The organism is Tengunoibacter tsumagoiensis, from assembly GCF_003967535.1.
GTDB lineage: Bacteria > Chloroflexota > Ktedonobacteria > Ktedonobacterales > Ktedonobacteraceae > Tengunoibacter > Tengunoibacter tsumagoiensis.
In genome coordinates this window covers 2,289,981-2,314,904 of record NZ_BIFR01000001.1, presented here as the reverse complement: position 1 = coordinate 2,314,904, position 24,924 = coordinate 2,289,981, and the positions used below count along the sequence as shown (strand labels likewise).

The following is a 24,924-nucleotide window of genomic DNA, read 5'->3' as shown; positions in this document are numbered from 1 at the left end:
GTACACAAAAAGATGAGGCGAAACATCTGCATCAGGAGCAGGGGAAGGATAGCCGTGGCAACGATAAGACCCTCGCGCGAAGATACGAAACTCGAAGAGCTGAGTAAACGTTTGCGTGATCTGGCCTATGAAAAAGGGCCTGGAGCACAGTTACCAACTGTACGCAGCCTCTGTGAAATGTTGGGCACCACTCGCGTGACAATTGGAGAGGTACTCAATATGCTCGAGGCAGAAAATATCCTCTATCGTAAAGATCGCCAGGGTATCTTTGTTTCGCCAACAATTCATCACAAATCCATCTGTATCCTGTTTGACTCAACCAACTTACGAGGCCCCTCAATCCCACCTTTCTGGCCTCTTCTCTGGGTCCGTCTTGAAGAAGAGGCTCAACGACGCGCTTCTCTGCGTGAAGAAACCTATACGTTTCATGTCATAACTCCGCTACAGAATGAACAAGATTCTGTTCGAGAAGATATTATGAAACTGCTTCAACATGGTATGGCCCATGGCATCCTGGGAGTTGGCCTGCGTTCAGTGACGCGTGAATGGCTTGAAACGCTGCCCGTACCTTACGTAGCTTTTGCAGGTCCCTCCTGCTGGATCGTGCAGCTCGATGGGACAGAGCTTGGACGGCAAGCTACAACGACGCTCGTTCAGCAGGGCTGCAAACAGATCGGCTTCTGGATGTATCAGACTGATCTCCAGTACTTAAATGAGTTCCAGAGTTTTCGCCGCACACTGACGAAACTAAAAGCTCCTTTTTATCCGGAGCTCATTCAACAGCCACATCTCTTTTTATCACACACTCCCAGTCTACAAGAACAGGGCTATATGCTTGCACGAGAGGTCTTTGGACCACTCAATCGTATGAAACCCGATGGTCTCTTTATCGGCAACGATATGCTGACTGATGGGGCTATGGCGGCCTTTGAAGAGATGAATATTCGTGTTGGCGAAGATGTCAAAATAGTAACCCATGGCAATGTTGGCTCACCTGTCCTCTTTGGACGTACAAAAAAAATGACCATCTTTGATTATGATGTTGATGATATTGTCCACACACTATTCTATATGCTGGATAGCCTCATGGCAGGTCAAAAACCCTCTGAAGAGGTCGCCTGGATCAAGCCAAAACTCCGAAGCAGATGATGGGATCTTCTCTTCAATACCTCTTCATTCCCAGGGCTCACATGCTACTTATTTTTAAGATTTAGTTGATCAATTTTGTCAAATATAGTATGATATGTATGTGAAGTGGGTCCAAAGAGGGAAACAAAAGAGGCGACGGTTATAGAGGAGCTGCTCAATAGAGTTATTGTATATCACCACTTCTCAGTCCATATTTTGAAAGCATTGTGCTCCACACGAGCGAGCGTTCTCATCTCCAGAAAGGGGGAGCGTGCTTCCGTTCGCCTGATCGCGACGTCCCTTATGACACAGGCCAGAGGTATCCGCACGCAAACAATGAATATGTCATCACCAGCTACCCAGTTGAATCTGCCCCGCGTCGATACGAATCTGGGCAAGTTTACTCAAGGAAGCACTGTACTGCTAACGGCATTAGCCTTTTTACTCAATCTACCTATCCTTGTTCCTATCACAGCCTTTATCATGGCATGGGCAGTGCTCTTTCCAGCAGCAAATCCCTATCGCTGGCTCTACAAGGGTCTTATCATACCTTCAGGTCTCTTAAAACCACGAATTGTTGAGGACGATCCCAATCCGCACCGCTTCGCGCAAGGGGTTGGAGTTGTCTTCCTCCTGGCTGCCAGCATTGTCCTTTTTTTCACGCCCCTCATAGCACTTGGCTGGGCGCTTGATATCATTGTCTTTGTATTGGCAAGCATCAATCTAACGATAGGCTTCTGCGCCGGATGTTTTGTCTATTATCATCTAGGGCGTGCGGGATTACTTCCCAAAGTGCGTTACGAGGGCAGTTTTCACTGGCGAGGGGTATAAAAGGATATGCAAGACATCGGGATACGTCTGGGAATACTCGTTCTGATATGTGTGGTTGTCTGGCTCCTTATCCAGGTCAGTCGGCGTTTCATCGAAGCCCAACGCCAGCAGGCGCTGGCGGCAACTCCCTATCTCCACCCTGGCCTTGAGCGCATTGGAGATCACCAGCAATCAGAGGCGTCACAGGTGCGCATACTGGCCTTTAGTAGTGAGGATTGTCGCCAGTGCCACCAGTTACAAGCGCCCGCATTGCAACGCGTCCTGGAGGCACGTGGGTCTACAGTGAGTGTGATCGACGTGGATGCAACGACTGAGCACGATCTCGTTCAGACCTATCATGTGATGACGGTCCCCAGTACTGTTATCCTGGACGCAGCAGGCCATGCGCAGGCAATCAACTACGGCTTTGCTCACACACAACGTCTCCTCACGCAGATTGACAAGGTGCTCACACAGAAATAATCTCTTGACCAGAAGGGCGGGCTTGCATCAAAGCTCGTCCTTCTGTGATCTGGTTGACACTCTAATCGATGACCCCTCATCTGGTAAACTTTTCCTTAACAACAAAGGCAGAAAACCTAGACGGTCTAATTGGCTGGAGACAATTGTAAGAAGACCAGAGTATTGCCATACAGATCTTTCCCATGCGCCTCAATTCCATAGCTCATCCTGGTAGGCGGCAGAGATAGCTCAACCCCCTGGATGCGTAGTTGCTCAAAGGTGGCCTGGCAATCATCAACCTGAAACACAATGGTTGGGTCTTTCCCTACCAATTCATTATGGCGTTGGCGCTCTTCTCCTTCAAACCAGTCGGATGGTTGCAAGACAAATTCCAGCACTGGATCGTCTTTAGGAGCAACAGTGACCCAACGACGGTCTGCTCCCATGGATCGATCGTCACGTTTTTCAAAACCGAGCCGTTGAGTATAGAAATGAAGCGCTTCCTCCTGATTCTGGACGCGAATAGTGACACGTAAAGTTCTGATCATGGCCTCTTATTCTCCCTCTTTTTCAGTCAGCTCTTCGTAAACAGCTTCTATATATGCTTTCTTTTTATCATCATCAGCTTTCAGAACGCCTCTCATGGAGCCTTCCGGAAGATAGGGAATGTAATGATTCATATCACGATGTGATTGTAGCCATATCCTTCCACAATTTTCACATTCGTACAAAGTATGACTACGAGTTGCAAATAAGCCTCCAAACATTGTAGCTACGCTGTCTTCGAGGGAAAAAGGTTCTATTCTATTTTCTTCCCCATGAACTACCTTAAAAAATTCCTGGTGCTTGCCTTGATCAAGGGCTATTTGCAAATCATGCAGATACGTGTAAAATCTTTCGAACGACTGATTTGTATCTGCATCTAAGAAAAAATATGCTTTATACGGCAAATAATCCGTTTGGTCCCTAATAATGTAACCACAATGACAGAGAAACTTGGACACAGCATTACACTCCTCCGAAATGCTACTCTATAGCGAAAGAAGCTATAAAGTTACACGAAGTAGTAGAGAGCTCAAATTGAGGTACATTCAGTCACCCTCAAAATTCCCTGGCTAAGGGGTATAAATAATAAAACCCCAATCTAAGATTATGTATAATACAATAATACTATATATCCCTATACAACAAGAGTGAGGAATGTTAAAAGCATGCCAGAACGCCCAATTGCTCCATCTCATGAGATCCTCGCCCACCTCCTCGGGGATCTTCAATTAACCGGCAACCTCTCACAAGATGTGCCCGCTTTCTTGCACCAGCATCACCACCCTGCTACTGCACTCCATTGCCAACAAGTCGCTGCCATGGCCCGCCATGTTGCTACGTCAGCTTCAGTGGATCTTGTCCAGGCGGAAATAGCTGGCTGGCTCCACGATGTGAGCGCTATCATTCCTCCTAAAGAACGTGTTCACATCGCACGTAGCCTCGGACTTGAGGTCTTTGCAGAAGAAGATCGTTGTCCAATGATTGTTCACCAGAAGCTCTCACGGCTGATGGCTCAAGAGATCTTTGGGGTCAGGAATGTTCTGATCCTGGATGCCATCGGCTGCCATACCACCCTGCGTCCTAAACCTACCGCGCTCGATAAAGTACTCTTTGTTGCAGATAAACTGGCCTGGGACCAGCCTGGCATTCCGCCCTATGCACACGATCTTCAAGCGGCCCTGACCCAGTCGCTCGATCAAGCGACGAGCTTCTTTCTCTCCTATCTCTGGTCGCGCCGCGACACACTTCTTGTGATTCATCCCTGGCTTCAAGCTGCCGTATACGATCTATGTGGAAGCGACTCCAAATAAGGCGATTTTTGATCCGGAAGAAAGCCTGATACCCAATGGGCAACAAGAGGTCAAAGGTCGTACATAGTATAAGAAGAGGAATGATATTCGGAATAGTCTGCGTACTTTTAGGTTATCAACTGGGATAGCAGGTCCATTTAGTAAGAAGGTAACGAGATTGATGAAAGTAACGGCAAAACGTTATTGGCAGTTTCTACGTATCTATGTAATTGCTCCTCAATGGCCCAGAGTGCTTCTTCTCGCGGTACTTCTTATTTGCTTAATCTCATTACGCATTCTTAATCCACTGGTTCTGGGTGCATTTATAAACATGGTTGGACATACTTCTCTCCGTACTCTTATGAACCAGGGTATTCTCTTTCTTTGCATTGCCTTTGCACAACAAATTGTCGGGCTTATAGAGGCGTATGTCGCAGAAAACACCGCCTGGATTGCGACGAACAAGCTACGGTCGGCATTAACGTATCACTGTCTCAACCTCGATTTCACTTTCCATCATCAACATACCCCAGGGGAGCTGATAGAACGCATTGATGGCGATGTGAATATGCTTCGTAACTTTTTCTCCCGTTTTGTTGTCTCTTTACTTGGCAATATCCTCCTTGTCTGTGGAGTCCTTCTCTATTTACTCACGATCGACTGGCGATTAGGATTGTTTTTAACTATCTGCACAATAGGTGTTTTATATGCTCTTATGCGTGTGAGAAATATCGGTGTTCCATTTTGGAGAAACGTAAGACAGGCCACATCTGACTTCTTTGGGTTTCTGGAGGAACATCTCGTCGGAACGGAAGAGTTAAAAGCAAATGGGGCAGTTTCTTATGCTCTGCAGCGCTTTTATTTCTATGCCCGCACGATACGGCGTGCCACCTGGCGTGCCGAAGCGATTACGACAGTGACAAATTCAACATCACGCTTTCTCTTTGTCATAAGCACTGGTTTATCCTTTGCTATGATCCTCTACTTATTTAGTCATCACCTCATTGATGTTGGAACTGCCTATATTATTTATCGTTTAACCGATATGGTTATTCGCCCAAAAGAGGAGATTAACCGTCAATTGCTTGATTTCCAACAGGCAACTGTGGGGTTAGAGCGTATTGTGCTGTTACTTGATCGAAGCAACACAATTGCTGATGGAGATATGCCCCTCCATCTTTCCACAGCACCTTCTCTCGCATTTGAGCACGTGAATTTCTCCTACGCTGAAACAGTCCCCGTCCTCCAAGATGTGACGTTTCAGTTGCCTGCTGGCAAAGCCCTCGGTATAGTAGGGAGAACAGGAAGTGGAAAAACAACAGTCACACGCCTTTTATTTCGTCTCTATGTTCCCATCTCAGGGACAATTCGCATTGGAGATCATGATCTTCGCACTATAAAGCAAGCAGATATCTGTCAGGCGATAGGGCTGGTGACGCAAGAAGTGCAATTGTTTCATGCAACTGTTCGCGATAATCTGACGTTGTTCAATCCAACTATTCCCGATCAACACCTCATACAGGCAATCACTGAAGTAGGGCTTGGTCCCTGGCTTTTGTCTTTACCCCAAGGACTTGATACACTCCTTACCCCTCAAGGAGATGGTTTGTCAGCCGGGGAGGCACAATTATTGGCGTTAGTCCGTGTCTTCGTGAAGAATGTACAGGTAGTTATTCTTGATGAGGCTTCATCTCGCCTTGATCCTGCTACCGAACACTCTCTAGATCAAGCATTTGCCCATTTACTTGCTGGCCGAACAACGATCGTTATTGCTCATCATTTAAAAACTCTCGAACAGGTAGATTTTGTTTTGATCTTAGAGAAAGGGATGATTCGTGAATTTGGAGCACGAGAGACATTGGCCAAAGAGCCAACATCCTATTTTAACTCTTTAAGGCGAACTGGTCTTGAAGAGGTGCTTGCATGAACGTATGGCGAAGCCTCTGGCGTTTAATTACCTTCCGTCGTGGTTTGTATCTGCTTGATATGCTGCTGTTTGGCGGATTATTTTACGTGCTTCCCCTCGTGCCCGGGTTGATTATGAAGCAGCTTTTTGATGTGCTGGATGGCCATGCGACCGTTGGTCTTAATGTATGGAGCCTTATTGCGTTGCTCGTCGGCGCTGAACTGGGACGTATTTCGGTGCTCTTTGCAGGAACGCTTATCGATGCGCTCTTTACATTCTATGCGACAACCTTGCTTCGTCTTAATCTTTTCACCCGTCTTCTGCAAAAACCTGGGGCCGATGCACTGCCTGCATCTGCCGGTGAGGCATTGAGCCGTTTCCGTGATGATGTTGGTGCCATTGTAGGAGTGCTTCCTAGTACGATTGATCTTGTTGGACAGATCGTCGTCACAATAACGGCGTTCATTGTGCTCGGTTCTATTCATTTCTTCTTGACGCTCGTTATCTTTTTACCCATGGTTTTTGTCCTTATCCTTGTGAATTTCCTGGGTGATTTCATTCGCAAGTATCGTCGTGCAAACCAGAAAGCTATTGGTGACATTACAGGTCTATTGGGCGAGGTATTTGGCGCTGTGCTGGCAATCAAGGTTGCGAACACTGCCCAGTATGTGACGGCCCATTTTGATACGTTAAACAATAAGCGGAGGAAAGCAGCATTAAATGACCTGTTCATCTCTCGTGGTATCAGTTCTATCAATGCAAATGCCGCCAATATTGGAGTTGGTTGTCTTTTGCTCCTCGCAGCCCAGGCTATGAATGCCGGGACATTTTCGGTTGGATCATTTACTCTTTTTGTTTCCTATCTTACATGGATATCCCAGGTCACAACGATTTCCGGCGATTTTATTGCTCAGTACAAGCAAACGCAAGTCTCTCTCGAACGATTACATGAACTCCTTCCACAAGATTCTGCTGATGTACTGGTTAAACACCGATCATTGTATCTTCGGGGTTCGCTCCCCATACTAGCGCTTCCTGTCTGTACAGAAAGTGATGCTTTGTCCACGTTACACATTCGTCACGTATCGTATACCTATTCTTCATCACAAAAGGGGATTGAAGATATTAACCTTACGCTTCAGCGAGGAACGTTTACTGTTATTACAGGACGCCTCGGAGCTGGGAAAACAACGTTGCTCCGTGTCCTACAAGGTCTTCTTCCTTATGATAGCGGACAAATGTATTGGAATGGCCAGCAAGTAAAAGATCCAGCGAGTTTTTTTATCCCCCCACATAGCGGCTATACATCGCAGGTTCCACGTCTCTTCAGTTTAACGCTGAAAGAGAATCTCCTGCTGGGATTACCAGAAGATCAGGTCGACCTTGCATCAGCTCTTCGTCTTGCGGTACTTGCAGAAGATGTCCAACATTTTGAGAAGGGTCTTGATACCTTTGTTGGACCACGAGGGGTAAAACTTTCGGGGGGACAGGTTCAACGCGCAGCCCTGGCTCGCATGTTTGTCCGAAATGGATCGCTTCTGATTATTGATGATGTCTCGAGTGCCTTAGATGTCGAAACTGAGCAGCATCTGTGGAAACAGCTTCGTACACAGGAACAGGTCACTTGTTTGACCGTCTCCCATCGACGACAAATTTTGTCACAAGCCGATCACATCATTGTGCTCAAAGATGGAAAGATAGAGGCAGAAGGCACATTAGACTATTTACTTGAGCACAGTGAGGAGATGAACAAGCTGTGGCATGGAAGACTTCATCAAGAAGTGTCTCAAGATCTTCAGGATTAATTCCTCAGGTCTTCTACGGCATTGCAGCGAACAACAGTCTCCTGGACATCGTTCCCAAACAGCAGCTCGGGCTCACAGTCTCATCTCTCAGTTGACCCTTTTATTCTATGGTATAATTTCTTAACACATCTTTTCAGCATGAACGGAGCAAGCTCTTTGTACTTGCTTCTCTAGCATTGCATAGCGTAGGCCCGAGGAGGAAGACAGTTGACAACTCGACCCTTAAAATATCCCCCTTCCGCCGTTGGTCAAGTTATCCGGGCACATCGCAAAGCACGTGGACTGACACAGAAACAGCTCGCAAGCGAATTGGGAGTAGAAGCCCGCACACTGCGCATGTATGAGAATGGCGAACGCACGCTTGAAAATATATCGGACCTGCGCCGTATCGCGAACCTGTTAGAAATCGATCCTGTAGAGCTCGGACTTGCAGCCTCAAGACACCATATTTCTACCGTTGCACAGGTACAGGAAGGTATTGAACGGGCCGCAATGCTGATTTCACAGGCCTGCTTTATAGAAGCACAGTCCACCATCGATACATTTTTTCGCAATGTCATCCATCATACAAACAATAATGATATCGCTTTTCTGAGTGCGCTTGCTCAGGCACACTGTGTAGCTGGTCAAACTCATGCGATCACACGCAGGACACGCGAAGCAGAGTACATCCTTATTCACTTTCAGAAGATGGCACAGATCGCTGAGGCTATTAATGATCTGGGTCTGCTCTCGGTTGCCTATGCTTATCAAGCTGATATAAAACGCCGTCGTGGTGAAAAGGCACAGGCAATTCATCTACTGGAGCAGCTAGCTGAGTCCATTCCGCCTGCCAACATACCAGCACGTGGCCTGAATGCCCTCCTGTTAAGCAGAGCATATGCCAGTAATGAGGACTACACCAGTTTTGAGCGCGAAATTGGCCGGGCCGAGGAGCTTGCGCATACTCATCTTACTCCCAATCCCCCTTTTCTCTTTTTTAGCCTGGGTTTCGTCTATGAAGAATGTGTGGCTATCTATGCCAGGATGGGAAAGCATGAAAAGAGCCAGAAGTATCTTCAACTCGCGCAACAATTTTTACCATCCAACAACCTGTGCAATATGCTATTAACGATCGATCGTGCCGAAATGATGATCTGTTGTGGTGATATTCTTCAGGCCATGCCCCTACTCATCGAAGTTGCACATCTCGCGCAGATGTACAGCCACCAGCATCTCATTGAACGCCTTTACCGTTTACAATACTATCTTGATGACCAATCATTACTCATGCGCCAGGCCAGTCGTAACCTGGGCGAACTATTACATGGATCTGGCGAATACTAATTCTCTCCATTTTTTCCACTGATTCTCTCTCCATTTTTTCCAAAAGAGGAAAAAAACTATCCCCTTCACAGTCTCTCAACCTCAAAGCCTGTTGTGCATTTTGACGAATACCTTAGATGCTCGATACTAAAAAACTTCTGACCAGAACCAAAAAACACTGTATCAGGCTCAATTTTCCTCTATTTTTGTGCATAGTGCACAAATTCCAGTACATAAGAGCGCCAATTAGAGAAAATCGACCAGGAGGAATCAAATTTTCCCCTCTATTCCAGAATGTTTATGTGCATAGTATACTATGAACAAGGCGATAGAACATGTATCCCTGAGCAGTGTTGCTAATGGTATTCCTCTGACGAAACGGGCTTCATCAAGTAACGATGCTGTGACTCCTGATGGCTTTCCTGGATGGCAAAGATGCCTTATGTGGTACATAACCTCCATAAAAGATACAGAGTGGGAAATAGCTTTTCCCCTCTATCAGGAAGGAAACGGCGATGCACAGTACTGCTTCACAACACACGCACAGCTCGTCCGCATCAAGCGGAGTAGCTACTCATTGCCCATATTGTGCCTTCCAGTGTGGTATGTATGTGCAGGGGACACGTGCAAAAGCCACGGTAACTGGCAATGCCACATTTCCAGTGAATAAAGGCGGCCTCTGTGTTAAGGGATGGACATCCACCGCTACCCTTGCCCATCCCGATCGCCTGCTTGCCCCCCTTATTCGCAACACTGCGGGTGAGTTCGTGGAGGCAACATGGGATGAGGCATTAGAGCGGTGTGCAGCAGCATTTCAAGAGGTACAGGAACGCCATGGCATCAATGCAGTGGGCGTGTTTGGAGGGGGATCACTCACGAATGAAAAAGCCTATCTGCTGGGGAAATTTGCACGAGTCGCACTGAGAACCTCACATATTGATTACAACGGACGCTTTTGTATGTCTTCCGCCGCAGCAGCTGCCCAGAAAGCCTTTGGCCTGGATCGTGGGCTGCCCTTCCCGGTAGCAGATATTGCCAGGACTGACGTACTCTTACTACTTGGTAGCAATATTGCCGAGACCATGCCTCCCATGATGCAATACATTGAGGCGCAACGGGCCAATGGTGGAAAGCTGATTGTTACTGACCCACGTTACACACCAACCGCACGAGCTGCCTCGCTGCATCTTGCACTTACCCCTGGCTCGGATGCGGTGTTGGCAAATGGGCTCTTGCATATCTTGATCCGAGATGGCCTGCTTGACCATTCCTATATTTTAGAGCGGACCGAAGGCTTTGAACGCGTAAGAGCGATGGCTGCGGCTTACTGGCCAGGACGTGTGGAACAACTGACAGGGGTACCAGAGTCTCAACTGAGTGAGGCTGCTCATCTGCTCGGTACGGCCACATCAGCCATGATCTTATCTGCACGTGGCGTCGAGCAGCAGAGTCAGGGTGTGAACAATACACTGGCTTATATCAATCTGGCACTTGCTCTGGGCTTAGTTGGCCGTCCCTACAGCGGATATGGTTCGCTGACCGGTCAGGGCAATGGTCAGGGAGGCCGTGAACATGGTCAGAAGGCCGATCAGCTTCCCGGTTATCGCAGTATCAATGATTTTGCAGCACGTAGCCATATTGCACAGGTATGGAATATTGCTGAAAGCGATCTACCCGGTCCCGGCAAGTCCGCCTACGAAATGCTTGACCAGATTGGTACCAACGATGGCATCCACGCATTGTTTGTGATGGGATCGAACATTGTAGTATCGGCTCCTCGTGCACAGCATATACAGCAACGTCTCCAATCGCTGGAGACGCTGGTGGTCGCTGATTTCTTTCTCTCAGAGACGGCTCAGATGGCCGACATTGTCTTGCCCATAACGCAATGGGCCGAGGAAGAGGGCACTATGACCAACCTGGAAGGTCGTGTGCTTCTACGCCAACGTGCCTTTGATCCACCTCCAGGAGTACGAAGCGATATGCATTTATTATGTGACCTGGCTAGCCGATTGGGCAAAGGACAATTCTTCAACTATCGCCAGGAGGGTATGGCTGAAGAGGTCTTTGCGGAATTGTGCCGCGCCAGTGCCGGGGGGATCGCCGACTATAGCGGCATGACCTATGAAAAAATTCGAGCCGGGGTCTTCTGGCCCTGTCCCTCATTGGATCACCCGGGTACACCACGCCTGTTTCAGCAGAGTTTCCCTACACCAACAGGGAAGGCTCGCTTTCACGCTATTCGTCATCAGCAGCCAGCTGAGACAATTGATAGTGAGTATCCCCTGTATTTGACCACCGGGCGCGTCCTTTCCCAGTATCAATCGGGGACGCAGACGCGGCGGATTGAACAGTTATGTGCGAATATGCCCGCTGCACAAGTGGAAATGCATCCAGGTGTTGCTCAACGCTATAACCTCACTACAGGTGATCAGGTAATCCTGGCAACACGACGAGGGAGTGCCACCTTCGCTGTAAAGGTGACTCCCGATATTCGCGAAGATACTATCTTTGCACCTTTCCATTGGAGTGGTAAGCAATCCATCAATCGTCTCACTCATCCCGCACTAGATCCTATCAGTCGTATGCCCGAGTTCAAGATCTGTGCGGTTCGTATCGTTCTACCAGGAGCATTGCAGGAGGAAGAAGAAGTATGACGCACAAGCAGAGGCTCGTAATCATTGGAAATGGTATGGCTGGCGCTCGTCTGGTCGAAGAGGTATTAGCGCGTCAGGGGAGCAACCTTTTTGAGATTATCATGTTTGGCGCTGAACCTTATGGGAACTACAATCGTATTCTGCTTTCTGGTGTGCTGGCAGGGACGCACGATCCCAAAGATATCTTTATCAATCCTCTCTCCTGGTATGAAGAAAACAATATCACTCTCCATGCAGGTAAGCATGTAAGTGCAATTGATCCTGTGTCTAAAGTTGTGCTTGCTGGAGATGATCTGGTTGAACCCTATGATAAGTTAGTTATTGCCACAGGCAGTAAACCGTTCGTGCCTGCCTTAGAGAATCTCTCTGGCGAGCAAAGCGGATTGAAGGATGGCATCTTTGTCTTTCGCACGATGGACGATTGTCAGGAGATGGTTGAATATGCCTCACACGCACGCAAAGCGGTCATTGTTGGTGGCGGATTACTGGGACTCGAAGCAGCGCGTGGGTTACTTAATCGCGGCCTTGAAGTGCATGTAGCGCATGTCACGACGCATCTTATGAATGTCCAGCTTGATCCTTCCGCGGGCAAAATCTTGCAGAAATCATTGGAAAGCATGGGGGTTCATCTCCATTTAAAAAAGCGGGCCAGTTCTGTACTCGGGAACGGCCATGTCACAGGCCTCGCATTTCAAGATGGCTCTCTACTAGACTGCGATATGCTTGTTATCTCAACAGGCATTCGTCCGAACATCGAGCTGGCCTGCCAGAGTGGACTGGCCGTCGACCAGGGCATTCTCGTGGAAGATGATCTCTCCTGTAAAGGCATGAGGAATATCTACGCCCTTGGGGAATGTATCCAGCATCGCGGACAGACCTATGGCCTCGTCTCCCCCATCTGGGAACAGGCCCAGGTACTTGCTGAACGTCTCGTTGACGAAGCCTCACAAGCACTGTACCAGGGTTCTCAGGTCTCGACAAAATTAAAAGTAATGGGCGTAGAACTGGCGATTATGGGTGAGAAAGACCCCTATAGTGAGGACGACGAAGTCGTAACCTACGCCGAACCAGGCAAAGGTATCTACAAGAAGCTCATTATCCATGACAACCGCCTGGTAGGAGCTACTCTCATGGGTGATGGCCAGGCCGCTCCTAGAGTTTTACAACTTTTTGATCGCAAGGCCCCTCTACCTGAGAATCGTGCAGAGCTACTCTTCTCGCTCGCAGGAGAGAGCAAAGCGACCAGCGTAGCGGATTTACCTGATAGTGCACAGATCTGTAACTGCAATGGCGTCACAAAAGGAAAAATTATCGCAGGAGTAAAGGCCGGGAAGCGCAGCTTAAAAGTGCTTTGTGACTTTACACGCGCTGGTACCGGATGTGGTGCCTGCAAATCCCAGGTGCAGGAAATTCTCGAGCAGGCTGCTGGAGATCAACTGGTCGAAGATCCCTCGATCCACTACTACGTACCAGGAGTAGCGCTGACCAAGCCAGAACTGATCAAAGCGATCAGAGAACAGAACCTGCGAAGTGTCTCTGCCGTATTTATGGCGCTTGCTCATGGCAAAGAGGATCCTGCCAGCAAACTCGGTCTGGCTTCACTGCTCAAGATTATCTGGGGCAAAGATTATGAAGACGAGCGCGATGCTCGCTTCATTAATGATCGTGTACACGCCAATATTCAGCATGATGGCACATTCAGTGTTGTGCCGCGTATCTACGGCGGAGTAACATCCGCAGAGGAATTGCGGCGAATTGCGGACGTGGCTGAAAAATATCGTGTACCGATGGTAAAGATTACTGGTGGGCAGCGTATCGATCTGCTTGGTATCGAAAAAGAACAATTGCCGCAGGTCTGGCAGGATCTGGGTATGCCTTCAGGGCATGCCTATACCAAATCGTTTCGTACCTGCAAGACCTGCGTAGGCACTGATTTTTGTCGCTTCGGTGTCGGTGACAGTACTGCTCTGGGTATTAAGATAGAAAAGCGCTTCCAGGGCATCGAATCCCCCCATAAAATGAAGCTGGCGGTCTCTGGCTGTCCCCGCAATTGTGCTGAAGCAACGATAAAAGATCTGGGAGCCGTCGCCATCGAGGGCGGGAAGTGGGAGATCTTTATTGGGGGTGCTGCAGGAGCCTCAGTACGCAAGGGAGACGTGTTGTGTATAGTAGACTCACAGGAAAAAGTATTGCAGTACATGGGAAGATTTATGCAATATTACCGCGAGAATGCCAGATACCTGGAACGTACCTATGGCCTTGTCCAGCGCATGGGCATTGAACGGCTGCGCCAGATTCTCATTGATGATGTTGACGGTATATGTGAGCGGCTGGACAGGGATATGCAGGCAGCGGTAGAGGCCTATAAAGATCCCTGGCAGGAGGCTATTATGCCACATACACCAGGGCAGTTCACAAGTGTGGTGGAGACTATCAGCAGCGTGACGAAAGTAGAGGCACTGTAATCATGAGTACGCTCGAAAAGGAGAAACAGTCTCCTGAAACCGTGGCTCCAACTGTTCGCGCGATCTACAATCTTGGTCCGGTTGAATGTATTCCTCCTGGAGAGGGGCGGGCATTTCAGGTCGGGAATAGAAAAGTCGTCGTCTTTCGCTCACGTGATGGCAATATCTATGCGACCCAACCGGACTGCCCGCACCGGGGAGGGCCGCTCGCGGATGGGCTTGTTGGTCCAGCTAAAGTGATCTGCCCACTACACAGTTTTGCCTTTAACCTGGCAACAGGGCAACCTATCGAAAACACCTGTAACCCTTTGCAGACATATCCTGCCTCTTTAAGCGATACTGGTGATATTCTACTGACAATTGATAGATAAACAGGGGCCAGATTCAGGCATGCTACTCATCTGTCGCGTACCTGAATGAGGAAAGGATGAGAGAGAATGAGCAGTTTCAATGGAACACGGATTGCCCTATTAGAGGCCCGCATGAGTGGCGAGATTGCCAACATGATACGCCGCTCTGGCGGAGAGCCAGTGTGTGCACCAGCTCTCCGTGAGTCTGCATTGGAAAACACAGAAGAGATAGTGACCTTTATCGACCACATGGCACATGCGGAGTTGCAAGTGGTGGTTTTTTTCACGGGCGTCGGCGTCGATACGCTCTTCCGTGTTGCGCGGGAACTGGGTCGCGCAGAGGAACTGCTCACAGCATTGCAGAACGTCACTGTTGTCTGTCGCGGCCCCAAGCCAGGTGCGGCGCTCAAACGTTTACAGATACCGATAACCGCGAGTGCGAGCGAACCCTACACAACGCATGAGCTATTGGAGGCAATGAAAGCGCTCCCACTGCAAAACACCAGAGTGGCGGTCGTGCACTATGGAGAGCGCAATACACAGGTCATACACTATTTACAGGCAAGAGGCGCGAGCATCAAAGAGCTGATGCTCTATGAATGGCTCTTGCCCGACGATATTGTGCCATTACGTGCACTGGTCGCGGACATTCTAGCGCTGCATATAGATGCCGTTGTCTTTACCAGCCAGGTGCAGATACGCCACCTGTTTCTCGTGGCGAAGGAGAGCCTCTCACAGGAAGAACTGGCTCAAGCGTTGAATACACGGACAGTCGTGGCGTCAATAGGACCAACCTGTACAGCTACCCTGCGCGAATTTGGGGTGATACCGCGTGTAGAGCCACAGCATCCCAAAATTGGTCATCTTATCAAAGCCTTGACAGATTATTTAGAGGGACTCAACAGCAATTAACGCTTAGTATTTTTCTACGTTAAACGCTGAAGAGATAGATATCATACTACACGTTTTTTAGTGCTTATTCAGGTAGAACAGAGTAGACGTTCATGAAAGGGTTTCACCACCCTGTCTAAAACCTTTATGTTCAGAGTAGACATCATCGTCAGGAGATATGAAAGTGCAGACATCTACACGTACGAACAAGGGCTCAGCCTTAACTGTATTTGCATCGTTCCTTCATTTTGACCTGTGCTTCACACTATGGGTATTGCTTGGCTCTCTAAGCATCTTTATCACAAAAGATCTCAGACTCAATAGTGCACAACAAGGTTTGATGGTTGCCATTCCTACGCTGAGTGGCTCATTGATGCGTATCGTCATGGGTATTTTAAGCGACCGTTTCGGTGGCAAGCGTAGTGGCACAGCTATGCTCTTTTTCCTCTTCATTCCCCTGTTTCTGGCCTGGCTGTTGCCAATAAACTTTGCTGGTATTATTGCTATCGGATTGATGTTGGGGGTTGCAGGCTCATCATTTGCTGTTGCTCTCCCTCTTGCCAGCCACTGGTATCCACCTTCTCGTCAGGGTCTCATCATGGGAATTACCGCTGCTGGCAATATCGGCACCGTAGTGGCAAATCTCGCGGCGCCATCGCTAGCAAAGTCTTATGGCTGGCATGCGGTTATGGGACTGTCGATACTCCCACTTGCCATTGTGCTGGTAATCTTCGTACTTCTGGCAAAAGATAGCCCTGATCGTCCTGTTGGCGTAGACTTGAGCCGCTATATAAGCGTACTGCGTAGTGGAGATATATGGTGGTTCTGTCTGTTCTATAGCGTCACATTTGGTGGCTTCGTCGGTCTCAGCACCTTCCTCCCTCTCTTCCTCAAGAATCAGTACACAACATTCAATCCCATCACCGCTGGTCTGTTTACCGCTCTGGCTGCCTTCCTTGGCAGCACGTTCCGACCGCTGGGGGGCTTCCTTGCGGATAAAATTGGGGGTGGGCGTATACTTACTGCATTGCTGATTGGGATTGGCATCATCTATCTCGCAATCTCGCTTTTGCCTGCTATTGGGGTAATGATCTGGCTCTTCCTCCTGATAATGATCTGCCTCGGTATGGGGAATGGAGCAGTCTTTCAACTGGTACCACTACGTTTCCGGCGTGAGATTGGTATTGCCACCGGACTGGTGGGGGCGTTTGGGGGAGTTGGTGGTTTCTTCCTGCCAACCTTGCTAGGGAGCATCAAGCAGATCAGTGGATCATACGGCTCTGGTCTGGTCATACTGGCCATCATTGCCTTTATCGCCCTTGTCGCTTTGCGGATCTTCCTGGCTGCCCAGCGGGAATGGTCAGTAGCTCCTTCTGTGATAGTTGAAGGTGAGACAGCGTAGTAATAAAGTATGTACAGGTGGTCTCAGAAACGACATCCTACGCGTCGTCTCACGATGCTCTATATCACGGCTCTCAGTACCATTGCTTTGTTAGCTGTGTTTGGTCAGGTGATGATTCAAGCTGCGCTACAACAGCAGTCGAGTGACGCACTGGTTATTAATATCGCTGGTCGTCAGCGCATGCTGAGCCAGCGTTTAACAAAAGCCGCCCTGGCACTTGCAGTATTTACGGACACGCAAGATAGTCAGCAAAACTCGAATGAACTACAGGTGGTTGCGTTACTCTGGCAGCATAGTCAACAAGGTTTACAGTATGGTGATGAGTCATTGGGCTTGCCCGGCCATAATAGCCCGGCGGTACAACACTTATTCGCTACAATTGAACCTGCCTATCAGGCTATACTCCGAGCATCCAACACACTGCTCACTCTTGTCAAAACAGGAGGTGCCAATTCACAGGCGGCACCTCCTTCTACCCTGTTGCCTGAGATCCGTATCATTCTCGCTAACCAGGCTCCATTCCTGATTGGCATGGACGAAATTGTCACACAGTATCAACGAGAGGCTGAAAATCATGTCGCTGAACTTAAGGAGATTGAGTTCATCTTATTTGGCCTCACCCTGCTTGTTCTCCTTCTGGAAGGCCTCTTCATCTTCCGTCCTGCCGTTGCCCAGCTACGACAGACCCTCATCGATCTCATACAGGCCAATGAACGTGCAACCAGAGAAGAAGTGACACGCAAACGGGCTGAACGCATTCTGGCGCTGAATAACGCACTTGCGGCGCGGCAGCAGGATGCACCGCATGCTCGTATTGTTGCTATGGGCCATTATCAGGTACGTGACAAAGATGGCAACTATTATAATGTCCATCAACAAGAGATTCATGGTCAGCAGGTCTTTGTCTGTGAATGCCACCAATATCAACAGCAAAAGATCTGTGCACACTCGCTGGGGGCTTCCGCTCTGCACTATATCTCTAACTAATTGAGGGAAGGCTTCAGGAGGGAAGCCGGGCCAATTCTTCCGCAATCTGGCTACATACGTGCTGTTGGGCCTCTAAATAACTGATGATACGATTGGTGCTGAAAACTGTCTTTAATGTTGCTGCGATGCGCTGTGGGAAGGCTGCAAGATATGGTTGTTGTTCCTGGAATGCTGGCATTGTTTGGAGCATAATCTGTGCAGGTTCATAAAAAGTATCGGGGGAAAAGGCTAAGGTGAGCATAGCTCGATAATTTTCTATAAGCTCAATCCGTACCTGAGAAGAAAAATAGTCAGCCTGTGTGCTCGCCAGGAGAAAACAACCAGCAACACGGTTACTGTAGGTAATCGGAAGTGCGGCTGCGCTTACTGCATACTCTGGTAAGTTTACCGCCAGTTGTTGCTCTTGAGTACTGTTCGTCACCACCTGCATCGAGCCAGAAGATACCACAGCTCCTGCCAGGGATTCTGCACCGAGAAATCTTGTTTTCACCTGTACTTGCTCACACCAGGGTGTGCTTCCCAGGCTGATAGACTCACGTAAGCAGAAGATCGTTCCTGCCTGTGAGGGCATACATTGTACGATGCTTAGAGAGATACCAAGATGATCAGGATCGAGCTGCTGTAATGCTTCGGATAGTACAGCGACACATATAGACCAGAAGCGTGATTGTTCTGGAACGGTTGCTGACAATTCAAGCAGATGGGCGGAAAAAGCCATCAAAGAGGCTTGTGTTGGCGCATCATCGCGTTCCTCGTCAAAATCCTCAAACTCTTCAGCAATTAATGTGCGCAGCAACATCTGCCGCTGAGGCAGGGCCTTCAGTAAAGCATGCAGTTGTCCCACATCAGGAGACTGGGTATTTCTACTCCATGCGAGAAGCGTTTCACTATCAACCATTGTTATGCGGGCGATCCGTCTCTGTTCTCGCGGCTTCTTAAGCAAAACTGCGAGCAGCTCGCGCCATGTCTGATATTCTTGCATGCCCTGCTTCCTGCGATCCATCTCAGGGAGACATCGCTCTGTGTCTATCGCGTTGTATATTTTCTATTACTTACTATTATATACTATTTTGGGTTCCTGTCCACTTTAAATATCATGAGAACCTCGGGGTTATTGCAAGCAGCGCGGGATTTCCAACAAAGGCAATTTGAAGAAAAAAAGTTGTGTGTTGTCATTCATCTTTCACCACTCTGATGCTCCCTCTTACTTTATATCAAAATATCGTCTATCAAGATATCACCGCAAATGAATTCATAGTGATAGAGGAGAATTTCTGCTGTATTCCACTGTCTTGGAATGAGAACACTCGTCTTTCCGCCCCTCTTTAAGGATTTTCAGGATTGAATAAGCAAGCAAAGAGTGGGCGGGCAGAAACGCAACTGGACCGAAGAATAAACAAAAATCGATACAAGGGCTGATCAAATAGACCACTTATACAAGTTAAAAAAGCACTTTCTATTCAGAATCACAGAAGAATCTGCTATAATATTTGTATGAATAAAATTTACTATAGAATATTAGTAACTACTCAGGTAGAAGCTAGAAAGTAGGAGAGATGGGATGATCAACCAGAGCCATCTCCAGAAGAGGAAGAAGTGCATAGCCTTGTTTGGTCATGGTCGAAACGTACGAGCGGATGCGGCAAAACACGCTGGCACCTTCCTGGCTGCGAAAACAGCCAGACACCTTTTGCTGCACTTTCATCATTCGAATATCGCGCTCGGCCAAACTGTTATCAAAGGGAACATCAAAGTCTGTCATGAAGGCAAGAACCCACGTTTGCTGATCCCGCAGTCGGGTCAACAATCGGCGCACCACGCTTTGCTTTTTTCTCCCTCGTTTGACTGGACCAGTGTGGGGTTGCTGAGGATTGAGCAGATCAGCTTGCCGAAGCCAGGCACGATAGAGGGCTTCAAACTCGGCACGCACCGGAGGCGACAAGGCGCTGTGCCCACGCGATTGAGCATCGTGCACGGCGTCTTTGATGTGCAGCAGCAGATCGATCATCTCAGCCGCCCATGCCTGCTGGTGTTCTTCTGCCAGAAACGTCAATTCCCGCAGATGATGAACATTGCACAGGGCATGTTGGCACAGGTAGCCCTGGTAAGAAGCCCAGCCATCGTGAACACTGATCCCACGAAAATGAGGCACAATTCCAATGGAATCCATGGCTTCTCGGCCTCGTTTTTCATGCACGCCAAAGTGGGTCAATGTCTTGGTACAAGCCACATGCATCCACTGTCTTGTTCCAGCCACATACAAACCGGTTTCGTCTTGATGCATGACCTTTGCTCGTCGCAACGCCGTTTTGATCTGCTCTTCGATTGGTTCAATCGCCTGAGCACAGCGTGCCATCCAGTTGTGCAACGATCCACACGAGATCGTAACGCCCAAGAGGTCCTTCATCACTTGACAGACCCGCTCATTGGGCAGCAACTGGACCTGCGAGAGATAGACAGCGATGGCCTGGATGGTGGAGCCGTATTGCACCGCAGCACTGACCTGCTCAGGAAAGGGAGCGGTCGTCTGAGAATGGCAACGGGGACAGCATTTGGTCTGAGCTTGATGCTCCCAAATCTGCACGGCGCTTGTGGGAAGATCAATGACCTGCCGACGCGTGATGGCGAGGATGGGTTGGGTGGTCAAATCCTGCTGGCAGTCCCAGCAGAGATCAGGTGGATGGACAATGATGTGATCAGGAGTGGCACTCATCATCAGATGCTTGCCAGGATGCCCTTTTTGTCCTCCTGAAGGTTTCTCGCTTTTGGGGCGCAAACTTTTGGGTTGGCGAACAAAACGGTCAGAAGAGGGCGGCAAATGACTATTGTGGCTGTCTTTTGCCAACCGCTGCTCCAGTTCTTGGATGCGTTGTTGCAGTTGCTCAATCGTTTGGACCGCTTGCTGCAGTGCCGCTTCCAACTGCGCAATCTGCTGATCTTTCTGCTGTATCTGTTGATCTTTGTCCATACCTACACTGTACCTGATGGGCCAAGCAAATGCAATTCTTTAGTCCACCTGAGTAGTTACGAATATTATATGCAAGCTCGGTGAATGCAGGTGTAATTCAATATAATACGCTACAATACAAGAAATTAATTTCTCCCAATGTTATATGTAGAGTTCAGTAGACAGAATATTGATTCAGGTTTTATTCTCATGGCATGAAAAGGAAAGGAGGAAGACAGGTAAACAAGAAAAATGTCATTCTCTATTTCAAAGCTAGCTACAAGAGGGGAAGCCTGGGGAGGGTGAGAAATACTCCTACATCGCTGTCTAATAGATGAATTTCTATATATTCACCATCAACTATTAGAGGCTTAGGAAACTTAAATAGATCATTAGAAGGCTAACGCTTATGTGTCTTTTTCTTATTTTAAGACGATTTTGTCAGTTTCTAAAGAAAGGATTTCTTCATGAAGACAACAAACGCTAAGCTAGTAGATCGGATCTTAAAATCAGAGCTGTTAATTAATCGTAATTATGCCTTTCTCTTTACAGGCCAAATTATCTCACAGATTGGTGATCAGATATCAACGTATACTCTTGTTTTATGGATTGTCACAATTATAGCTGATGGACAATCCTGGGCCCCCTTGGCTATGAGTGGAGTTCTCGTGATATCTATGGTCCCAAGTCTCTTAGTAGGGCCACTTGCAGGAGTATTTGTTGATCGTTGGGACAATCGCTTAACCATGATACGTATGGATGTCATACGCGCATTGCTTTCATTCTCCCTGGTGTTTTTCACTGGAATTATTCCCTGGCCTTTTTTTACATCTGGACACCCTCCTCTGCTTGTCCAACTTGGAGCAATCTATGTTGTAACTTTTTTGAATAGCATCTGTTCTCAATTTTTTAGCCCGGCAAATATGGGCTTATTGGCCAAAATCGTCCCTCAAGAAAGTCGACCTAAAGCGGCTGGTCTGTCCCAAACAATGCAGGCCTTCGCTGCGATTGTTGGACCACCTTTAGCTGCACCACTATTATTTACCATGGGCCTTCAATGGGCGTTACTTTTTGATGCATTTACCTTTTGCATTTCGTTCTTCACTATCTGGGTTATCAACACCCCAATTGTGACACAAGAGAAAGTAGTCAATAGCACTTTGTGGAATGAGTTTACAGAGGGACTCCGTTTTTCTTTTGGAAATCATCTTATTCGGACAATCATTATTGCTTCTTTTATAGCTACATTTGGTGCAGGCGCTTTCGATGCACTCTACATTTTCTTCCTTCCCAACAATCTATACACTCCTGTTTCGTTCGCAGGATTTGTTGGAGCAGCGCTAGGAGGAGGTATGATTGGAGGAGCTTTCGTTGGAGGAAAATTTGCATCGAAAATTGGTCTAAAACGGCTTTTATATCTGTCTCTGGCAGGATTGGGTTTGTGTGTCATTATAATGTCACGTATGACCTCTTTTATTCCTGCCTTGCCATTATTTTTTATATTTGGCGCATTACTAGCAGCGATGCGGGTAGCTGCTAGCCCATTGTTGCTCAATGAAACACCACCAAAACTGATTGGTCGGGTTATATCAGTTCTTACCCCTCTCTCCCTCTTTGCTTCATTGTTTTCAGCAATTTCAGCTGGTTATGTTGCGAGCGTGCTCTTAGCAAAAGTGCATTTTCAGATAGCAGGAATATACTTTCGATCTTTAGACAGTATATTCATAGTAATAGGCTTACTATTTTTATCAGCCTCTTTGTATGCTTACTATGCATTGCATCAAAGGCGAAGCATGGTTTCTAAAGTTAGAAAACCCATTGAAACAGTTACAATAGAAGATAGCTTATAAAAAATATTTTTATTAAAGAAGGCAGACTCTTTTCCATAAGGCAACCATCTTTGTCATGTCCCTTGACTTAAAGCGCTTTAAGTTGTCTATACTAACACCATGAGAAATGCATCAACCATATCAAAGTCAGACTCATTCACAATTCAAGAATTGTCTCAACAGAGTGGTCTGCCCGAACCTACACTTCGATACTACGAGAAGATCGGCCTCATACAACCTGTTCCGAGGGATCCGAGCAGTGGTCACAGGCGGTATCCTGCCACTACCGTAAGCGTGGTCAATGCACTCGCCTGTCTTCGCGCCAGTGGCCTCTCTATAGAGGATATGCGAACATATCTGCACTTGCTCGAACAAGGAACGCAGAGCGCTGCACAACAAAAGGAACTCTTTCAGACGCATGCAAGAGAACTCGAACGTGAAATCGAACAATTGCAGATCAGAAAACAGTACCTTGAGGAGAAAGTTGCCTATTGGGATGCTTTGGAGCGTGGAGACACCGAGGCGGCCCAACACATAACTGAAGAAATTCATCGTATCGCTGCAAAGCTTCTATAACAATCAAAAGGAACGATTATGGAACGAATTACAACCCCCTTTGAATTTTCCTCTACTGCTGATGAAGTGGCTGAAGGCATTGATTTGTTGGGCAAACAGGTGGTGATTACCGGAGGCGCATCGGGGATCGGCCTGGAAACGGCACGAACGCTAGCCCACATTGGAGCCGAGGTGACGCTTGCCGTACGAAATACCGATACAGGCAAGCAGGCAGTAGCAGACATCATCGCCACTACAGGAAACCAGAATGTGCATGTCGCCCAACTCGACATAGCTGATCGGGCATCAATCTCCGAGTTTGTTGCCAAGTGGACCAGACCACTGGATGTCCTCATCAATAACGCCGGAGTTATGGCAATACCAGAACAGCGTACACCTGAAGGCTGGGAAATGCAGTTCACCACCAATTACCTGGGACACTTTGCCCTGACTCTTGGTCTTCACAACGCACTGGCTGCGACAGGGAACGCACGCATTGTCATGGTCAGTTCCTCTGGACATCTGATCTCGCCTGTGGTTTTCGACGATATTCACTTTGCCTACCGTCCCTATGATCCACTCCTTGCGTATGGGCAGTCCAAAACTGCGACTATCCTCTTCGCAGTCGGAGCCACAGCCCACTGGAAAAGCGATGGCATCACGACCAATGCATTGATGCCAGGGGCGATTTCTACCAATCTCCAACGTCACGTTGGAGGTCTTCGGACCCCACCAGAGAGACGGAAAACGCCACAGCAGGGAGCTGCAACTTCTGTCTTATTGGCCACATCGCCGCTCCTTCAGGGCATGAGTGGACGATACTTCGAGGACTGTAATGAGGCTCTCATGGTAACGAATGGTAATGGCTATGTGAGTGGCGTGGCGCCCTATGCTCTCAACTCCGAGAATGCTCATCGCCTCTGGGAAACATCATTACACCTCCTTGCCTGATAGGTCTGTTCTCTCTACAATATACTTCAGCCTGGCAACCTGACTATCCAATACTCTCCATCACACAGGAACTTGTGACACATGGCGAACAAAAAACCTCGTTCAGTGCCGATAGAGTGTCTGGTTGTTTGTCTAGCTCTCCCTGCTGGTTGCTTCTTGTTTGATGGGTTCTCCAGAGAGTGGTGTGGATAAGACAATTGATGTGGTGACGGGTCCATACTTCATCAGAGAATTCAAGACCCTCTCCAGATGGGAAATCGAGGAGACGGCAAGCTTGAACAGAAAGCTCTCATTTCCCGTCACCTTATGGCATTCAAGCAATTCAGGGATCCCTGCAATGAGTTCATGTATGGCTGTTTCTGTCATTGGTGGGGTCGTGATGCGGCTAAAGGCCAGAATAGGTAAACCAACCAGCGCAGAATTGATCCGAGCTCCATATCCGGTAATCACTCCTGCTTCTTCAAGCTTGCGCACCCGTTCGGCCACGGCTGGAGCGGAGAGCCCAACACGTCGTCCAAGCTCGGGAAAGGACAGCCGCGCATCCTTTTGGAGTTCGGAGAGAATGTGCCATCCAGTCTCATCGAGCAGATATTCATCTTTTAAAGCCATCGGAAATTGCTCCTTGTTTTTTGAAAGCAT

The 24,924-nt window shown here is 48.1% G+C and carries 21 protein-coding genes; 16 read left to right on the top strand and 5 right to left on the bottom strand.

The annotated features are described in order from the left end of the window. Positions 1-54: 54 nt before the first annotated feature. The 3 genes from EL628_RS09120 (at position 55) to EL628_RS09110 (ending at position 2,421) form a co-directional block, all read left to right on the top strand. Positions 55-1,149 (top strand): GntR family transcriptional regulator, encoded by a 1,095-nt coding sequence (locus EL628_RS09120; protein WP_161975371.1) that lies wholly within the window; start codon positions 55-57, stop codon positions 1,147-1,149. A 315-nt stretch (positions 1,150-1,464) separates the two neighbouring features. Continuing rightward, entirely contained in the window at positions 1,465-1,959 is a 495-nt protein-coding gene (locus tag EL628_RS09115) for a DUF4395 domain-containing protein (RefSeq protein WP_161975370.1), read from the top strand. 6 nt (positions 1,960-1,965) lie between these two features. Next, positions 1,966-2,421 (top strand): thioredoxin family protein, encoded by a 456-nt coding sequence (locus tag EL628_RS09110; RefSeq protein WP_126579642.1) that lies wholly within the window; start codon positions 1,966-1,968, stop codon positions 2,419-2,421. A 125-nt stretch (positions 2,422-2,546) separates the two neighbouring features. Here the strand turns inward: EL628_RS09110 and EL628_RS09105 are convergent, their stop codons facing one another. Together EL628_RS09105 and EL628_RS09100 are read right to left on the bottom strand one after the other, a co-directional pair. Then, positions 2,547-2,948: a VOC family protein gene (locus EL628_RS09105; protein WP_126579641.1), complete on the bottom strand. Its 402-nt coding sequence runs from the start codon at positions 2,946-2,948 to the stop codon at positions 2,547-2,549. Between the two features lie 6 nt (positions 2,949-2,954). Next, positions 2,955-3,404: a DUF8617 domain-containing protein gene (locus EL628_RS09100; protein ID WP_126579640.1), complete on the bottom strand. Its 450-nt coding sequence runs from the start codon at positions 3,402-3,404 to the stop codon at positions 2,955-2,957. A 207-nt stretch (positions 3,405-3,611) separates the two neighbouring features. Here EL628_RS09100 and yqeK point away from each other — a divergent pair, with 207 nt between their 5' ends. The 10 genes from yqeK to EL628_RS09050 all read left to right on the top strand — a co-directional run bounded on the left by yqeK (position 3,612) and on the right by EL628_RS09050 (position 18,003). After that, positions 3,612-4,256 carry a bis(5'-nucleosyl)-tetraphosphatase (symmetrical) YqeK gene (gene yqeK, locus EL628_RS09095; RefSeq protein WP_126579639.1) on the top strand — a complete coding sequence of 215 codons (645 nt, stop codon included), beginning with the start codon at positions 3,612-3,614 and terminating at the stop codon, positions 4,254-4,256. A 160-nt stretch (positions 4,257-4,416) separates the two neighbouring features. Further along, entirely contained in the window at positions 4,417-6,162 is a 1,746-nt protein-coding gene (locus EL628_RS09090; RefSeq protein WP_126579638.1) for an ABC transporter ATP-binding protein, read from the top strand. Further along, positions 6,159-7,946, top strand: a complete 1,788-nt coding sequence (locus EL628_RS09085; RefSeq protein WP_126579637.1) for an ABC transporter ATP-binding protein — start codon at positions 6,159-6,161, stop codon at positions 7,944-7,946. The genes EL628_RS09090 and EL628_RS09085 overlap by 4 nt, the downstream gene beginning before the upstream one ends. A 207-nt stretch (positions 7,947-8,153) precedes the next feature. Further along, positions 8,154-9,272 (top strand): helix-turn-helix domain-containing protein, encoded by a 1,119-nt coding sequence (locus EL628_RS09080; protein WP_126579636.1) that lies wholly within the window; start codon positions 8,154-8,156, stop codon positions 9,270-9,272. A 494-nt stretch (positions 9,273-9,766) separates the two neighbouring features. Continuing rightward, a complete protein-coding gene (locus EL628_RS09075; RefSeq protein WP_126579635.1) occupies positions 9,767-11,908 on the top strand; it encodes a molybdopterin oxidoreductase family protein in 2,142 nt (713 codons plus the stop codon). Next, a complete protein-coding gene (gene nirB, locus EL628_RS09070; RefSeq protein ID WP_126579634.1) occupies positions 11,905-14,373 on the top strand; it encodes a nitrite reductase large subunit NirB in 2,469 nt (822 codons plus the stop codon). Before EL628_RS09075 ends, nirB begins: the two co-directional genes overlap by 4 nt. Positions 14,374-14,375: 2 nt before the next feature. Continuing rightward, on the top strand, positions 14,376-14,744 hold the full coding sequence (locus tag EL628_RS09065) for a Rieske (2Fe-2S) protein (protein ID WP_126579633.1): 369 nt from the start codon (positions 14,376-14,378) through the stop codon (positions 14,742-14,744). Between the two features lie 66 nt (positions 14,745-14,810). After that, the gene (locus EL628_RS09060; RefSeq protein WP_126579632.1) at positions 14,811-15,635 is read left to right on the top strand and encodes a uroporphyrinogen-III synthase; all 825 of its coding nucleotides are present in this window, start codon (positions 14,811-14,813) and stop codon (positions 15,633-15,635) included. Positions 15,636-15,798: 163 nt separating this feature from the next. Next, positions 15,799-17,016 carry a nitrate/nitrite transporter gene (locus EL628_RS09055; RefSeq protein WP_218028891.1) on the top strand — a complete coding sequence of 406 codons (1,218 nt, stop codon included), beginning with the start codon at positions 15,799-15,801 and terminating at the stop codon, positions 17,014-17,016. 9 nt (positions 17,017-17,025) lie between these two features. Next, positions 17,026-18,003: a type IV pili methyl-accepting chemotaxis transducer N-terminal domain-containing protein gene (locus tag EL628_RS09050; RefSeq protein ID WP_126579630.1), complete on the top strand. Its 978-nt coding sequence runs from the start codon at positions 17,026-17,028 to the stop codon at positions 18,001-18,003. A gap of 13 nt (positions 18,004-18,016) precedes the next feature. On the opposite strand, the gene EL628_RS09045 is transcribed toward EL628_RS09050, so the two are convergent. Both EL628_RS09045 and tnpC read right to left on the bottom strand, forming a co-directional pair. Beyond that, complete coding sequence (locus tag EL628_RS09045; RefSeq protein WP_126579629.1) at positions 18,017-18,985, bottom strand: hypothetical protein; 969 nt, start codon at positions 18,983-18,985, stop codon at positions 18,017-18,019. Between the two features lie 558 nt (positions 18,986-19,543). Further along, positions 19,544-20,971 carry an IS66 family transposase gene (gene tnpC / locus EL628_RS09040; protein ID WP_126579628.1) on the bottom strand — a complete coding sequence of 476 codons (1,428 nt, stop codon included), beginning with the start codon at positions 20,969-20,971 and terminating at the stop codon, positions 19,544-19,546. 446 nt (positions 20,972-21,417) lie between these two features. Between tnpC and EL628_RS09035 the strand changes: the two genes are divergently transcribed. From EL628_RS09035 to EL628_RS09025, 3 genes are all read left to right on the top strand, one after another. Next, positions 21,418-22,800 carry an MFS transporter gene (locus tag EL628_RS09035; protein ID WP_126579627.1) on the top strand — a complete coding sequence of 461 codons (1,383 nt, stop codon included), beginning with the start codon at positions 21,418-21,420 and terminating at the stop codon, positions 22,798-22,800. A gap of 99 nt (positions 22,801-22,899) precedes the next feature. Beyond that, positions 22,900-23,355, top strand: coding sequence for a MerR family transcriptional regulator (locus EL628_RS30760; protein WP_281276526.1), 456 nt, complete (start codon positions 22,900-22,902; stop codon positions 23,353-23,355). 18 nt (positions 23,356-23,373) lie between these two features. Continuing rightward, entirely contained in the window at positions 23,374-24,285 is a 912-nt protein-coding gene (locus EL628_RS09025) for an SDR family NAD(P)-dependent oxidoreductase (RefSeq protein WP_126579626.1), read from the top strand. Positions 24,286-24,417: 132 nt separating this feature from the next. On the opposite strand, the gene EL628_RS09020 is transcribed toward EL628_RS09025, so the two are convergent. Continuing rightward, positions 24,418-24,894, bottom strand: a complete 477-nt coding sequence (locus EL628_RS09020; RefSeq protein ID WP_126579625.1) for an Lrp/AsnC family transcriptional regulator — start codon at positions 24,892-24,894, stop codon at positions 24,418-24,420. Positions 24,895-24,924: the final 30 nt, after the last annotated feature.

What these genes read in the sequence shown, in the direction of transcription:
- tnpC (WP_126579628.1), bottom strand. Translation starts at nt 20,971, where the DNA reads ATGGACAAAGATCAACAGATACAGCAGAAAGATCAGCAGATTGCGCAG.
- EL628_RS09085 (WP_126579637.1), top strand. Translation starts at nt 6,159, where the DNA reads ATGAACGTATGGCGAAGCCTCTGGCGTTTAATTACCTTCCGTCGTGGT.
- EL628_RS09045 (WP_126579629.1), bottom strand. Translation starts at nt 18,985, where the DNA reads ATGCAAGAATATCAGACATGGCGCGAGCTGCTCGCAGTTTTGCTTAAG.
- EL628_RS09020 (WP_126579625.1), bottom strand. Translation starts at nt 24,894, where the DNA reads ATGGCTTTAAAAGATGAATATCTGCTCGATGAGACTGGATGGCACATT.
- EL628_RS09060 (WP_126579632.1), top strand. Translation starts at nt 14,811, where the DNA reads ATGAGCAGTTTCAATGGAACACGGATTGCCCTATTAGAGGCCCGCATG.
- EL628_RS09115 (WP_161975370.1), top strand. Translation starts at nt 1,465, where the DNA reads ATGAATATGTCATCACCAGCTACCCAGTTGAATCTGCCCCGCGTCGAT.
- EL628_RS09035 (WP_126579627.1), top strand. Translation starts at nt 21,418, where the DNA reads ATGAAGACAACAAACGCTAAGCTAGTAGATCGGATCTTAAAATCAGAG.
- EL628_RS09025 (WP_126579626.1), top strand. Translation starts at nt 23,374, where the DNA reads ATGGAACGAATTACAACCCCCTTTGAATTTTCCTCTACTGCTGATGAA.
- EL628_RS09050 (WP_126579630.1), top strand. Translation starts at nt 17,026, where the DNA reads ATGTACAGGTGGTCTCAGAAACGACATCCTACGCGTCGTCTCACGATG.
- EL628_RS09075 (WP_126579635.1), top strand. Translation starts at nt 9,767, where the DNA reads ATGCACAGTACTGCTTCACAACACACGCACAGCTCGTCCGCATCAAGC.
- yqeK (WP_126579639.1), top strand. Translation starts at nt 3,612, where the DNA reads ATGCCAGAACGCCCAATTGCTCCATCTCATGAGATCCTCGCCCACCTC.
- nirB (WP_126579634.1), top strand. Translation starts at nt 11,905, where the DNA reads ATGACGCACAAGCAGAGGCTCGTAATCATTGGAAATGGTATGGCTGGC.
- EL628_RS30760 (WP_281276526.1), top strand. Translation starts at nt 22,900, where the DNA reads ATGAGAAATGCATCAACCATATCAAAGTCAGACTCATTCACAATTCAA.
- EL628_RS09105 (WP_126579641.1), bottom strand. Translation starts at nt 2,948, where the DNA reads ATGATCAGAACTTTACGTGTCACTATTCGCGTCCAGAATCAGGAGGAA.
- EL628_RS09065 (WP_126579633.1), top strand. Translation starts at nt 14,376, where the DNA reads ATGAGTACGCTCGAAAAGGAGAAACAGTCTCCTGAAACCGTGGCTCCA.
- EL628_RS09090 (WP_126579638.1), top strand. Translation starts at nt 4,417, where the DNA reads ATGAAAGTAACGGCAAAACGTTATTGGCAGTTTCTACGTATCTATGTA.
- EL628_RS09110 (WP_126579642.1), top strand. Translation starts at nt 1,966, where the DNA reads ATGCAAGACATCGGGATACGTCTGGGAATACTCGTTCTGATATGTGTG.